Below are 13,529 nucleotides of genomic sequence, written 5' to 3'. Positions count from 1 at the left end.
GAATTATCCTTGTTTTATTAGTTTGCGAGCTCTCCAGTGCAAATAATGCACTAAGAACCAAAAATTCTTGAAAGCTGGATTGCGGGTTTGTTTGTGGTGGTAACGGAAATAAATTTGTTGAGCAATCACACTCAAACGAAATAATCCGAATACCTCGTAAAAACGGAAATCTTTGACATCTACGTCCATTTTATCACAGTAATATTCAATAACTTCTTGGCGCGTTAGCATGCCCGGCAAGTGCGTTGGTTGACGACGGGTCGAGCGTGCAATACGGTCATCATCGGCCTGAATCCAATAAGCGAGGCTATTCCCTAAATCCATCAACGGATTACCTAACGTCGCCAACTCCCAATCGAGCACACCAATGATCTTGGTCGGATCATTGACATCTAGCACCAAATTATCAAAGCGAAAATCATTGTGGGTCATACAAATCGTTTCATGTTTGGGCATATTCGCTGCCAACCACTGCATCAATTTTTTGCCCGAAGGTACGTTCCAAGTTTTCGCTTTTTTATAGCGTTCGCTCCAACCATGAACTTGGCGCTCGGTGTAACCAGCGCCCTTGGCTAAATCGCTTAGGCCAGCAGCTTCGATATCAACTCGATGCAGCTCAATAAGTACATCGAGGGCATTCAAGCATAGGGTTCGAGTTTGCGCTTCAGTTAAAGCTAATTCACGCGGCATGTTCTTGCGTGGAATAATCCCAGCAACCCGATCCATGACATAAAATTCATCGCCAATAATACTTGCATCATCGGTATACAATCGCATTTGGGGCACATACGGAAATACTGGTTTCAAAGCCTTCTGCAGACGATATTCGCGGCCCATATCATGAGCCGACTTGGCTTTGGTTCCAGCCGGAGGTCGGCGCAATATGAGATCAGCATTATCGAATTGTATGCGATAAGTCCAATTTGAAGCGCCGCCACTATATTGCGTAACGCGCATTGCTCCTGAAAGTTCTGGCAATTGTGTTCGTAGCCAATCACTCAAGCGCTGCTCGGGCAATTCTTCGCCAGAGCGCACTGATGTAGCTTGATCTTCTAGCTGGTTATCGGTCACTTAGGCCTCCCGATACTTGGCGAGCTCAACCTTGGCTATGGTGCTACGATGCACTGCATCAGGGCCGTCAGCGATGCGTAATGCCCGAGCCATCGCAAACAGTGCGGTAAGCGGCGTATCATGGCTCATGCCGGCTCCGCCATAAATTTGAATCGCTTCATCCACCACCTGCTGCAATACATTCGGAGCCGCAACCTTAATTGCCGAGATTTCAGCGAGCGCTTTCATTGCGCCAACTTGATCGATTTTCCACGCTGCGTAAAACGTTAACAAGCGGGCTTGATCAATTGCAATCCGCATATCGGCTACACGTTCAAGGTTACCATTTAATTGCAGTATCGGCTTACCAAAACCAATACGTTCCTGCCCTCGACGTATAAACAGTTGTAACGCTTTCTCGGCAGCTCCTAAAGCGCGCATACAGTGGTGAATGCGACCCGGCCCCAATCGTCCCTGGGCAATTTTGAAGCCATCGCCAAGACCACCGATAACATTTGCTTTAGGCACCCGAACGTTTTCAAATAGTACCTCGCCATGTCCGTACGGCGCGTCATATTCACCGAATGCAGGAAGCATACGCTCCACCGTCACACCAGCCGTATCAAGCGGCACGAGCACCATTGAGTGTCGTTGATGCTTTGGTGCATCAGCGTCGGTTAAACCCATCACTATGGCAAACTTAGCATGAGGATGACCAAGCCCTGTCGACCACCATTTGCGTCCATTGATAACAACTTCATCGCCATCAGCGACAATACGCGCTTGCATATTTGTGGCATCAGAAGAGGCAACATCAGGTTCGGTCATACAAAATACGGAGCGAATCTCACCGTTCAATAATGGCGTTAACCACTGCTGTTTTTGTGCATCGGTACCAAAGTGATACAGCACTTCCATGTTGCCCGTATCCGGTGCATTACAATTGAAAATCTCAGGGGCGAGCAAACTATGGCCCATCACCTCAGCAAGCGGCGCATACTCAAGCGTCGTCAGTCCAGCCCCTAATTTGGCATCGGGCAAAAATAAGTTCCACAGCCCAGCTTGCTTAGCTTTCGCTTTTAATTCTTCAACAATGGGCGCAACTTGCCAATGCCGCCAATTCGAATCAGGGTTTAAGCGGCGATTTTCTTTGTGATAATTCGCTTCAATCGGTTCAATATGTTCTCGCATGAACGCAATCAAGCGCTTGCGATAACTGAGAGTTTTTTCACTTGGCGTAAAATCCATAAGCCTGCCCTGCTGATTTTGAGTTTAATTATTATTTAAACGACCGTTTGAATGATTGTAGTGAGTCAGCGTGAAAATAAAAGCCTTTATATCGTATTTAATGATCGTTGTACCGTAGCGGGAAGTCGCTCGGCGAGAAAATCAATAAACACCCGGACGGCCGGCAACAAGCCGCGACGGTAAGGGTAAACCATATGCATAATACCAACAGGCAATGCCCAGTCAGGCAGCACCGGCTCAAGTAAGCCTTCTTGGATGGCTTGTTCGCACAGGTAGTTCGGCAATGAGACAATGCCTAAGCCTTCAATTGCCGCTTCACGTAACACAATCATGTCATCGGTGATTAAGCGCGGACGAAAACTTACGGTTAGTTTTTCGCCGCTTTTTGATGTTAAATCATAGCGATACCGACCGCTGGTATAGTGCAAACTCAGGTGCGGATAGTGCACAAGATCAAGTGGATGCTGCAAAGGTTTTTCTATACGCGCCACCTCGCCTCGAGTGGGACTGCGATAGAGTGTGCCTGGGGAATCCGCCAGCGGGCGCGCTATCAATGAGGAATCTTCGATATAAGGTCGGACACGTAACGCAACATCAATACCTTCATCGATGAGATTCACTGGCCGATTTGTCACCATTAAATTAATCCGTACCTCAGGATACAACGCCATAAACTCAGGTAATAAGGTAACTAGCATGCTTTGGCTAATGGCATAAGGCGAGCTAACGTGTATTTCACCTCTTGGCGTTTCCTGCACCATTTGCGTAACTTGTTGTGCGGCTTCAGCGGCTGCCACCAATGTTTCACAGTGTACTAAGAACGCTTGCCCAATATCGGTCAGTTTGAGGCCTCGCGTACTTCGATGAAGTAAACGAACGCCTTGCTCTTCCTCGAGTTCTGTCAAACGACGGCTCACTGTTGATTTTGGCATTTTGAGTTCGCGAGCACCTGCACTAATACTGCCCGCTGCAACTACCCGCGCAAAAATTAAGTAATTGGTTAAGTCTGGAATCGCCATCGACCTCTTCCTATTAAACTGTTCAATTCCGTTCCATTTATGGAACGCTTATTCCCAATATAACCATCTACCATCATAAATGGAACGTTATTAGACTTACGTCATTGAATAAAAAACCACAGCGCACATGAATTTGAGAGGTTTCTATGAAAATTTTACATATTGACTCAGGTATCTTTATTGAACAGTCAGTCAGTCGCAAAATTAGCCGCGACATCGTTACCCACTTAACCACACAGCAACAAGCTGACGTAACGTATCGTGATTTAGTGGTAAATTCGGTACCTCATCTCGATGCCGAAGCATTATTAGCCAGCGAAAGCCCACTGAGCGATGAGTTGATTGCGGAGGTTCAGGCGGCTGATGTTTTAGTTATTGGTGCGCCAATGTACAACTTCACTATTCCAACCCAACTCAAAGCTTGGCTTGATCGCATATTGAAGGCTGGTGTGACGTTCAAATATACCGAGCAAGGTCCGCAGGGATTGTTGCAAGGAAAAACTGCATACATTGCCTCAGGTCGCGGTGGTATTTACAGCCAGGGCGATGCAGCAGCGCTCGACCACCAAGAGAGCTATCTACGCAATGCCTTAGCCTTTATCGGCATTACTGATGTTCATGTGGTACGTGCAGAAGGCGTCAACCTCGGTGACGAGCCACGCCAACAAGCGTTAGCCGCAGCGGAAGAAGCAGTCGCTGAGTTGTAATCAGAAATTGAGTGACGGTTCTACGGCCTCCCCCGATTGGTCGTGATTAGCGCACCACCCTTGGTGCGCTTTTTTTTGGTGATTTATACAATCTATCTAATCGGTGTGAGCTAAATAACGCAACAATGCGGCCTGTTGTGAAATAGTTTCTTGTCTTAATGCCGTTTCGTAAAGAGTAATTAAAGCTGAGCACAGTAGTTTAGGTTGATCACGGTATCGCTCAGGCTCTGCGATAACATCAGGATAATTCGGATAATCACGTGCAATAGTGTCTAACATATTTTGCGCCAATACCCTGATACTTCCCAATTTCACTTGATAATCAGGTTGCAGATCCGTCTCTTCAATGACGCGTTCTATAGCCTGACGATGCATGCCGTATAAGTTTGTCGGTAGTACCTTTTCTAACGCTAAAGGTTGACCAAACCATTCCGGATGCAAATACTGTATGCATTGCTGCGAATCGATGAAATTTAAATAATTAAGATTATCAACAACGGTTTGCCAATAATTTACTAACGCGTTATCAGGTGCCTGCTGCAGATGGTCTGCTTGCCAAGTTTTCTGTAATTCTTGTATTGCGTTACTCGTGGCAAAACGATCACTTGCGACAACTTCATCAATGACTCGAGATGCAAGTAACTCGAGGTGTCCTGGATACCACATACTAGCGCCATCGATACCTATCGCTTGACGAATAAACTGTTCGGAAACGCCATGTCGGCGATATATGCGTTTAAATTCATCATTAAGTTGAGCAAGATTGTCAGTTGATGACGGCAATGACGCACTGTGAAAACCGAGAATTCCTCGCTTGCTCAAATATCGATTGCGTCCTCCCATAAACGCCAACGTACAGGCACTGGAACATTCACTTGCCACGTAGGTGTCAAACTGTTGCTGCTGAATATAATCGTAAAGTTGTACCGCTTCAGTCACCCGTCCCCCTTTCGAGTTAAGATGAATCACCTCAATTGCCGGATACTGACGAACCACTTCACGAATACTTTTGGTTGTGCCAAACGGAATAAAACCAATCAGCTCAAGTTCTTTGCCCTCATTGAGAACCCGGAGTTCGAACGAACCCACGGTATCGCCATTTGCCATGAGATCGACACCTTCTTGAAACTGCGGTATTCCAATCTCAGTAAAATCCAGCACGGCACGAATTGCTGCTAGTACCACCATAACTCGAACTACATTTGCCCAAAGCGGTCGACCACCTTGCGACGTGTGATATTTTGCCGAGCGCCAAATACCAACCAGTTGCCAAATCGTCAACGGAATTATAAGACTACAGAGCACGACGAGAATGCTGCCGAATAAACTGGAACTCACCGCAAATGTGCTGACAAATGAATTCGTGAGTGCAACAAGAAAGGATACGGCGACGGTTAATCCAACGCCGATAACCCAGTAGGCGATGCCTAGAGAATAGTCGCCGCGCCAATGTGAAACGATGATATTCTTTAGGGTGGTGAGCATAACTTAACGAGTTCCTGTGTTTCAGTCATCTGATTAAAAACGCGGATCGTTTTCACACGGAATACCATTGTTATTGTCATCAAGATACGTACCAGGGCAGAATTCGAGAAAGAATTCGGCCTCAGCGCGTGATTTCATTTGCGGACAATATAAGCGCCCATCACACTGGAACTCTGGCTTCTTTTGCACAACCGTACCCTGTACCGACTGAACAAAATAGCTCAACAACCCACTACGGTTTTCCGGAGTAGGTTTTTGTTCTTCGAAGTAATTCCATACAGCAAGAATTAGCGCAGCAATTAGTATTATTTTTTTCATGGGGAGTACCTTGTTAACAACAGACTTAATAACACTCACACCACATTTGTTATGCACTAATCGTAGTCAATAGATTTGAATATTACAATTTTATAAAAAGAATAGTTATTTTTTAATATTTCACAGTTCAATCATAACAATAGGTATAAAGCCTCAACGCCGTCGAACCACGTTGATTAAAATACCACCAATAATCAAGCACGCCGCAATAAAAAGTCGCCACGTAATTTTCTCATCAGCAACGAGCACTCCCCCAACGGTTGCAATTAACGGAACACTGAGCTGACCTATCGCTGCTGTGCTTACTTGAATACGAGGTAATACCAAATACCACACGGCATAACCTAAACCCGAAGTCACCGCCCCCGAGAGAATTGCCAGTAAGATACCTTTTGTTGAAACCATTAAATCAGGAATAAACCAGATTAAAACTACCGAAACCACGGCTATCGCACGGGTGAAGTTATACGTGGTATCGCTCAATGGCGCCGCACTTCCTCTGCCATGCAGTGAGTAGAATCCCCATGCAGTTCCAGCGGTAATCATCAACACCACAGAAACCCACGACGCCGGTAGTTGCAAGGTGGGTGCGACTAAATACCCCAAACCTATCAATGCTATGGCACTGCCTAGCCATTCGCGTAGTTTGACGCTTGCGCCCTGCACAAGATTCATTCCAAACATCGATAACTGCACGGCAGCGAATAGCACCAAGGCGCCAAATCCAGTTTCAAGCACAACATAGGCATAAGAGAACGCTATAGCATATACCGAGAGTGTTAGGGCTCCCCACCAACTGCCCCTCGCTGAATTAGCGTCATCTTGCAACACGTTGCGCCGTAAATTCCGGCGCAAAAAGCCGAGTAACAGCCACAGTGCAACAGCACCACTAACAATGCGCAACCATATAAACGATGCAGGATCTATCGAATTATCAAGTAATGCATAGCGAGCAATAATTGAGTTACCTGCAAACGCTAACAAAGCAATGATAAAAAATAAGGCTGTTTTCATTGATAGATGCTCGTTAAGTTATCCTGATACATACAAAAAAGCCGCTCAATTGAGCGGCTTTTAGCATGACTGAACTGGAGGCTATTACCAACCAGTTTTTTCACGCAACGCTTTACCGATATCGGCCAAGCTACGTACAGTTTTAACGCCGGCCGCTTCAAGAGCAGCAAACTTCTCGTCAGCAGTACCTTTACCACCAGAGATAATCGCACCGGCGTGGCCCATACGCTTACCTGGAGGAGCAGTAACACCAGCGATGTAAGAAACAACTGGCTTAGTCACGTTGTGCTTGATGTACTCTGCAGCTTCTTCTTCTGCAGTACCACCAATTTCACCAATCATCACGATCGCTTCAGTTGCTGGGTCTTTCTCGAACATTTCAAGAATATCGATGAAGTTTGAACCAGGAATTGGGTCACCACCGATACCAACGCAGGTTGATTGACCGAAGCCTTCGTCAGTCGTTTGCTTCACGGCTTCATAAGTCAACGTACCTGAACGCGAAACGATACCTACTTTACCAGCCTTGTGAATGTGACCAGGCATGATACCGATCTTACATTCGTCAGGCGTGATAACACCTGGGCAGTTTGGACCGATCATACGCACGCCTTTGTGCGTCAAGTATTCTTTCACATACAGCATATCCAAGGTTGGAATACCTTCAGTGATACATACAATCAGTTCGATACCAGCGTCTGCCGCTTCAATGATTGAGTCTTTACAGAATGGCGCAGGTACATAGATAACTGATGCAGTTGCACCAGTTGCTTCAACTGCTTCACGTACGGTGTTGAATACTGGTAAACCAAGGTGGGTTTGACCGCCTTTACCTGGGGTTACGCCGCCAACCATTTGCGTACCGTAAGCAATCGCTTGCTCAGAATGGAAAGTACCCTGACCGCCAGTGAAACCCTGGCAGATAACTTTGGTATTTTTATCGATCAAGATAGACATTATTGACCTCCTGCCGCAGCAACCACTTTATCAGCAGCGTCAGACAAACTTTCTGCTGCGATGATGTTCAGGCCACTTTCTGCTAATTTCTGACGACCCAATTCTGCGTTGTTACCTTCAAGGCGCACAACAACAGGCACTTTCACGCCAACTTCTTCAACGGCGCCCATGATACCTTCAGCGATCATGTCGCAACGAACGATACCACCGAAAATGTTTACCAATACGGCTTTAACAGCGCTGTCAGACAGGATGATTTTGAATGCTTCAGTAACACGCTCTTTGGTTGCGCCGCCACCAACATCCAAGAAGTTTGCTGGTTGACCGCCAGCAAGCTTAACGATGTCCATGGTACCCATCGCCAAACCAGCACCGTTCACCATACAGCCGATGTTACCGTCAAGCGCTACGTAGTTGAGTTCCCACTTAGCTGCTTGTGCTTCACGCTCGTCTTCTTGCGAAGGATCGTGCATTTCACGGATTTTAGGCTGACGATACAACGCGTTGCTGTCGATGTTGATTTTACCGTCTAAGCAATGCAGGTTGCCCTGCTCAGTGATAACCAACGGGTTGATTTCTAACAATGCGAAATCATACTGTTCGAACATTTTCGCTAAGCCCAAGAAGATCTTAGTGAATTGTTTCACTTGCTCTGGGTTTAAACCTAGTTTGAAACCAAGCTCACGACCTTGGTATGGCTGTGCACCAACGGTTGGGTCGATGATAGCCTTTAAGATTTTCTCTGGTGTTTCTTCAGCAACTTTCTCGATTTCAACACCACCTTCGGTTGACGCCATGAACACGATTTTACGTGTCGCGCGGTCAACAACTGCGCCTAAGTACAGTTCTGAAGCGATATCAGTCAAGCTTTCTACCAAAATTTTAGCAACCGGCTGACCGTTTGCGTCTGTTTGGTAAGTCACCAAGTTTTTACCTAACCAGTTGCTCGCAAATGCGCGCACTTCGTCATGACTAGATACTAATTTTACACCGCCCGCTTTACCGCGGCCGCCTGCGTGTACTTGAGCTTTAACAACCCAACGATCACCGCCGATTTTTTTGGCAGCTTCAACGGCTTCGTCTGCAGTGTCTACTGCATAGCCTTCAGATACTGGCAAACCGAACTCTTTAAAGAGTTGTTTAGCCTGATACTCATGCAAGTTCATGATGATCTTCCGATTCGTTTGAACAACAAAAGCAGCGTCATGCTGCTTACCCGAAAATTCGCGCGTATTTTACAGTTTCGCACGGAAAAAATACAGCCGCTGTTCGCATTGACACGCAATTGCAACACAGCGGCTGTGCATTATGTTATAGGTCCAACAACAAACGTTGTGGATCTTCTAACAACTCTTTGATGGTTACTAAGAAACCAACTGATTCTTTACCGTCAATGATGCGATGGTCATACGACAACGCTAAGTACATCATTGGTAAAATTTCGATTTTACCGTCAACGGCCATTGGGCGATCTTGAATTTTGTGCATACCCAAGATAGCGCTTTGCGGTGGGTTCAGAATTGGCGTCGACAACAGCGATCCGAATACGCCACCGTTCGTGATAGTGAAGTTACCACCTTGCATATCTTCCATGGTCAACTTACCGTCACGACCTTTAATTGCAAGGTCACGGATGCCATTTTCGATATCAGCAATGCTCATCTTGTCGGTGTCACGCAAAACGGGGGTTACCAAACCACGTGGTGTTGATACCGCGATGCTGATATCAAAGTAGTTGTGATACACAATATCGTCACCGTCAATTGAGGCGTTCACTTCAGGGAAGCGCTTCAACGCTTCTGTTACGGCTTTTACATAGAAGCCCATGAAGCCTAAACGCGTATCGTGGCGTTTTTCAAATTCGTCTTTGTACTTCGAACGCAAATCCATGATTGGCTTCATGTTGACTTCGTTGAACGTGGTCAACATGGCTGTCGCGTTTTTCGCTTCGAGCAAACGCTTCGCAATGGTTTTACGCAAGCGCGTCATTGGCACACGCTTCTGATCGCGGTCACCTGCAGCTGCTGCTGGTGCACTTGCTGTCTTCGCTGGTTCTGATTTCTTCGCTGCGCCATCTTTCAGATGCTTCTCAACATCTTCTTTCGTGACACGACCGCCTTTACCAGTGCCTTTTACGTCAGACACTTTCAAGTTATTTTCAGCCAGCATACGGCGTACCGCTGGACCTGCTACTTCGCTATCACCTTCATCAGTAGATTCTTCTTTGCTATCGCTTGAAGTTTCTTTTGCTGACTCGCTTGAACCTGCTGAAGCACCGGCTTCGACGATACCAATCACATCATCAGCACCAACTGTCGCGCCTTCTTCTTGCTTAATTTCCGCCAACACGCCGTCAGCTGGAGCAACAACTTCAAGGACAACTTTGTCGGTTTCAATATCAACTAAGTTCTGGTCACGCGTCACCGCGTCGCCCGCTTTTACATGCCAAGTGGCAATTGTCGCATCGGCAACAGATTCTGGTAACTGCGGAACTTTCACTTCAAGCTTTTCACCTGAACCTGAAGCTTTCTTGTCAGCTGATTTGTCGGCTTTTTTATCTGCTTTCTTGTCGGCTTTCTTGTCATCAGTTTTTGCTTCCGACTTATCATCAGATTCTTTATCTGATTTTTCGGCCGCTGCGCCGTCGCCTTCTTCGAGTTTACCGATAACTTCTTCAGCGCCAACAGTAGCGCCTTCTTCAGCAATGATTTCACCGATTACGCCATCAGCAGGTGCAACCACTTCCAACACCACTTTGTCGGTTTCGATATCGACCAGATTCTGATCGCGCGATACTTTGTCACCTGGCTTCACGTGCCAAGTAGCCACTGTTGCATCAGCAACAGATTCAGGGAGTTGTGGAACTTTAATATCAATAGCCATGGTCAATTGTCACCTATTTAATGGTTAGCGCGTCATCGACTAATTTTTGTTGCTGTTTGTTGTGCTCAGATAAATAACCTACTGCTGGCGCAGCCGAAGCTTCGCGTCCCGCGTAAGTTAAATCTGCGCCCTTCGGAATTGCCGCACGGAAATGATGCTGACTGCTATACCATGCACCTTGGTTTTGCGGCTCTTCCTGACACCAAACAAAATCTTTCACATGCTGATAATCTTTCATGATTTCAGCGACTTCTTCAGCAGGGAACGGATACAACTGTTCGATACGAATAATTGCGACGTCCTCCTGCTCACGCTTGCGGCGCTCTTGGAGTAAATCGAAGTAGACTTTACCCGAACAGATTACCACGCGTTTTACTTTCTTCGGCGTCAAAGAATCGATTTCACCAATCGCATTCTGGAACACGCCAGTTGTTAACTCATCGAGTTCAGAAACCGCCAACGGATGACGTAACAATGACTTCGGCGTCATTACGATTAACGGACGGCGAACCGGACGCAAATGCTGACGACGAATCATGTGAAATACTTGAGCTGGCGTGGTTGGAACACACACTGACCAGTTATGGTCAGCTGACAGCTGCAAGAACCGCTCAAGGCGCGCAGAACTGTGCTCTGGCCCTTGACCTTCGTAGCCATGTGGCAATAACAGAGTAAGGCCGCATAACCGCCCCCACTTCTGCTCGCCAGAACTTAAGAACTGGTCAATGACTACCTGCGCACCGTTAGCAAAATCACCAAACTGCGCTTCCCACATCACCATTGATTTCGGTTCTGCGGTCGCGTACCCGTATTCGAAAGCTACGACAGCTGCTTCTGACAATACTGAGTCATAAATTTCCATCTGGCCTTGGCCATCACGGATGTTATTCAATGGCATGTAAGTACTTGCATCTTTCTGATTATGCAGCACTGCATGACGATGGAAAAACGTGCCGCGACCGCTATCTTGGCCGGTCAAACGAATGTGAACACCTTGATCAACCAAAGTGGCATAAGCGAGATTCTCAGCGAAGCCCCAGTCAGCTGGTTTATCACCTTTCGCCATTTTCATTCGTTCTTCGTAAACTTTTTGAACGCGTGAATGCAACTTGTGCTCTTTTGGCACCGTGCTCATCGCTTTCCCAAGTTTTTCAATTTGTTGCTTACTGATCTTGGCGTCGTATTCGACATCCCATTCTTGCCCGATATATGGCGACCAATCGGAGGAGTGACTCTTCATTTCGCGCCACTCATCGACAACGATTTCGCCTTTATCCAATGCATCGCGATAATCACTGATTAGGCTTTCGGTGGCTTCGCTATCGATCACCCCGGCCTTCTCCAAGCGTTCAGCGTAAATTGCGCGAGCAACCGGATGCTTCTTCACCTTGGTATACATCACCGGCTGCGTTGCACTTGGCTCATCAGCTTCGTTATGACCATGACGGCGATAACAAACCAGATCGATCATCACATCGCGCTTAAAGGTGTTGCGGAAATCAAGCGCAAGCTGAGTCACGAATACAACCGCTTCAGGATCATCAGCGTTGACGTGGAAAATCGGTGCCTGCACCATTTTCGCAATATCAGTACAGTATTGCGTTGAACGGGTATCTTCTCGCTTCGACGTCGTGAAACCAACTTGGTTATTCACAACAATGCGAATTGAGCCACCGACTTGGTAAGCACGGGTTTGCGACATATTGAACGTTTCTTGAACAATGCCTTGTCCCGCAATTGCCGAGTCACCGTGAATGGTAATCGGTAATACCTTCGCTCCAGTTTTGTCACCTAGGCGGTCCATACGAGCACGTACAGAGCCCATAACTACTGGGTTGACGATTTCTAGATGCGATGGGTTAAAAGCTAGCGCAAGGTGAACATCGCCACCTGGCGTCGCAAAGTCAGATGAGAAGCCTGAATGGTACTTAACGTCACCTGACCCTTTGTTATTGGTATGCTTGCCAGCGAACTCGTCGAAGAGGTCTTGTGGCTTTTTACCGAGCACGTTCACGAGTACGTTCAAACGACCACGGTGCGCCATACCAATCACGACTTCTTTACTGCCTTGCTCACCGGCGCGGCTAATTAAAGCTTTCAGCATTGGAATCAGGCTATCGCCACCTTCCAATGAGAATCGCTTAGCGCCTGGGAATTTTGAGCCGAGGTACTTTTCAAGACCATCTGCAGCAACCAGTTCTTTTAAAATGCGTTGTTGGTGCTCTTTGGCAAATTCTGGACGACCACGAACGCCTTCAAGACGCTGTTGAATCCAACGTTTCTCTTCGGTAGAAACAATATGCATATACTCGGCGCCAATCGGCCCGCAGTAGATATTGTTCAATACCTCATAGATTTCGCCCAACTTCATGGTCTCTTGACCAACAGCCAACGAACCCACATTAAATTCTTTATCGAAATCGTCTTTCGACAAATCGTGATGCTCTAAAGCTAAATCTGGAACGGACTCTTGTTTCCATAAATCGAGCGGGTCAAGATTCGCGTGCTGATGACCTCGGAAACGATAAGCATTGATCAGTTGCAGTACCTTCACTTGCTTTTGATCTGGAGCGCCCGCTGTCACCGTACCGGCTTGCTTGAGTTTATTCTTTGCAAGCGAACGGAATTGTTCACGAACCGCACTATGCTTCGTATCAACACCTGCGCCATCACGCGGTAATTGATCAAAGAATTTGCGCCACTCATCACTAACCGCCGTCGGATCGTCGAGATATAGCTCGAACAATTCCTCGACATAGGCCATGTTACCACCAGCCAGGTGGGAGGATTCTAGCCAGGCTTGCATTACGCCATCTTGCATCGCTGTTCCTTCACACTCGTTTTATAA

At 46.9% G+C, this 13,529-nt stretch carries 11 protein-coding genes; 1 reads left to right on the top strand and 10 read right to left on the bottom strand.

Annotated elements, in window-relative coordinates:
- Nucleotides 1–3: 3 nt before the first annotated feature.
- The 3 genes from LG272_RS06760 to LG272_RS06750 all read right to left on the bottom strand — a co-directional run bounded on the left by LG272_RS06760 (nucleotide 4) and on the right by LG272_RS06750 (nucleotide 3,317).
- On the bottom strand, nucleotides 4–1,071 hold the full coding sequence (locus LG272_RS06760) for a phosphotransferase family protein (protein ID WP_404407490.1): 1,068 nt from the start codon (nucleotides 1,069–1,071) through the stop codon (nucleotides 4–6).
- Complete coding sequence (locus tag LG272_RS06755; protein ID WP_404407488.1) at nucleotides 1,072–2,298, bottom strand: acyl-CoA dehydrogenase family protein; 1,227 nt, start codon at nucleotides 2,296–2,298, stop codon at nucleotides 1,072–1,074.
- Between the two features lie 86 nt (nucleotides 2,299–2,384).
- Nucleotides 2,385–3,317 carry a LysR family transcriptional regulator gene (locus LG272_RS06750; RefSeq protein WP_404407486.1) on the bottom strand — a complete coding sequence of 311 codons (933 nt, stop codon included), beginning with the start codon at nucleotides 3,315–3,317 and terminating at the stop codon, nucleotides 2,385–2,387.
- A 146-nt stretch (nucleotides 3,318–3,463) separates the two neighbouring features.
- Between LG272_RS06750 and LG272_RS06745 the strand changes: the two genes are divergently transcribed.
- The gene (locus tag LG272_RS06745; RefSeq protein ID WP_126758586.1) at nucleotides 3,464–4,024 is read left to right on the top strand and encodes an FMN-dependent NADH-azoreductase; all 561 of its coding nucleotides are present in this window, start codon (nucleotides 3,464–3,466) and stop codon (nucleotides 4,022–4,024) included.
- A gap of 96 nt (nucleotides 4,025–4,120) precedes the next feature.
- Here the strand turns inward: LG272_RS06745 and LG272_RS06740 are convergent, their stop codons facing one another.
- From LG272_RS06740 to sucA, 7 genes are all read right to left on the bottom strand, one after another.
- Nucleotides 4,121–5,509, bottom strand: a complete 1,389-nt coding sequence (locus LG272_RS06740) for a hypothetical protein (RefSeq protein ID WP_404407484.1) — start codon at nucleotides 5,507–5,509, stop codon at nucleotides 4,121–4,123.
- A 33-nt stretch (nucleotides 5,510–5,542) separates the two neighbouring features.
- Nucleotides 5,543–5,827 carry an excalibur calcium-binding domain-containing protein gene (locus tag LG272_RS06735; RefSeq protein ID WP_126758584.1) on the bottom strand — a complete coding sequence of 95 codons (285 nt, stop codon included), beginning with the start codon at nucleotides 5,825–5,827 and terminating at the stop codon, nucleotides 5,543–5,545.
- 153 nt (nucleotides 5,828–5,980) lie between these two features.
- Nucleotides 5,981–6,841, bottom strand: a complete 861-nt coding sequence (locus tag LG272_RS06730) for a DMT family transporter (RefSeq protein WP_404407482.1) — start codon at nucleotides 6,839–6,841, stop codon at nucleotides 5,981–5,983.
- Between the two features lie 84 nt (nucleotides 6,842–6,925).
- Nucleotides 6,926–7,798: a succinate--CoA ligase subunit alpha gene (sucD, locus tag LG272_RS06725; RefSeq protein ID WP_404407480.1), complete on the bottom strand. Its 873-nt coding sequence runs from the start codon at nucleotides 7,796–7,798 to the stop codon at nucleotides 6,926–6,928.
- Nucleotides 7,798–8,964, bottom strand: coding sequence for an ADP-forming succinate--CoA ligase subunit beta (gene sucC, locus LG272_RS06720; protein WP_126758581.1), 1,167 nt, complete (start codon nucleotides 8,962–8,964; stop codon nucleotides 7,798–7,800). Before sucC ends, sucD begins: the two co-directional genes overlap by 1 nt.
- Nucleotides 8,965–9,109: 145 nt before the next feature.
- Nucleotides 9,110–10,681, bottom strand: coding sequence for a 2-oxoglutarate dehydrogenase complex dihydrolipoyllysine-residue succinyltransferase (gene odhB, locus LG272_RS06715; protein ID WP_126758580.1), 1,572 nt, complete (start codon nucleotides 10,679–10,681; stop codon nucleotides 9,110–9,112).
- 13 nt (nucleotides 10,682–10,694) lie between these two features.
- Nucleotides 10,695–13,502 (bottom strand): 2-oxoglutarate dehydrogenase E1 component, encoded by a 2,808-nt coding sequence (gene sucA / locus LG272_RS06710; protein ID WP_404407478.1) that lies wholly within the window; start codon nucleotides 13,500–13,502, stop codon nucleotides 10,695–10,697.
- Between the last annotated feature and the right edge of the window lie 27 nt (nucleotides 13,503–13,529).

Origin of the sequence: Pseudidiomarina marina (assembly GCF_044807045.1) — a bacterium.
GTDB lineage: Bacteria > Pseudomonadota > Gammaproteobacteria > Enterobacterales > Alteromonadaceae > Pseudidiomarina > Pseudidiomarina marina.
This window is presented reverse-complemented; position numbering and strand designations above follow the sequence as displayed.

Bases quoted from the DNA above. Each gene is read 5' to 3' on its own strand.
- LG272_RS06755 (WP_404407488.1), bottom strand. From the start codon at position 2,298: ATGGATTTTACGCCAAGTGAAAAAACTCTCAGTTATCGCAAGCGCTTG.
- LG272_RS06750 (WP_404407486.1), bottom strand. From the start codon at position 3,317: ATGGCGATTCCAGACTTAACCAATTACTTAATTTTTGCGCGGGTAGTT.
- LG272_RS06745 (WP_126758586.1), top strand. From the start codon at position 3,464: ATGAAAATTTTACATATTGACTCAGGTATCTTTATTGAACAGTCAGTC.
- LG272_RS06740 (WP_404407484.1), bottom strand. From the start codon at position 5,509: ATGCTCACCACCCTAAAGAATATCATCGTTTCACATTGGCGCGGCGAC.
- LG272_RS06735 (WP_126758584.1), bottom strand. From the start codon at position 5,827: ATGAAAAAAATAATACTAATTGCTGCGCTAATTCTTGCTGTATGGAAT.
- LG272_RS06730 (WP_404407482.1), bottom strand. From the start codon at position 6,841: ATGAAAACAGCCTTATTTTTTATCATTGCTTTGTTAGCGTTTGCAGGT.
- sucD (WP_404407480.1), bottom strand. From the start codon at position 7,798: ATGTCTATCTTGATCGATAAAAATACCAAAGTTATCTGCCAGGGTTTC.
- sucC (WP_126758581.1), bottom strand. From the start codon at position 8,964: ATGAACTTGCATGAGTATCAGGCTAAACAACTCTTTAAAGAGTTCGGT.
- odhB (WP_126758580.1), bottom strand. From the start codon at position 10,681: ATGGCTATTGATATTAAAGTTCCACAACTCCCTGAATCTGTTGCTGAT.
- sucA (WP_404407478.1), bottom strand. From the start codon at position 13,502: ATGCAAGATGGCGTAATGCAAGCCTGGCTAGAATCCTCCCACCTGGCT.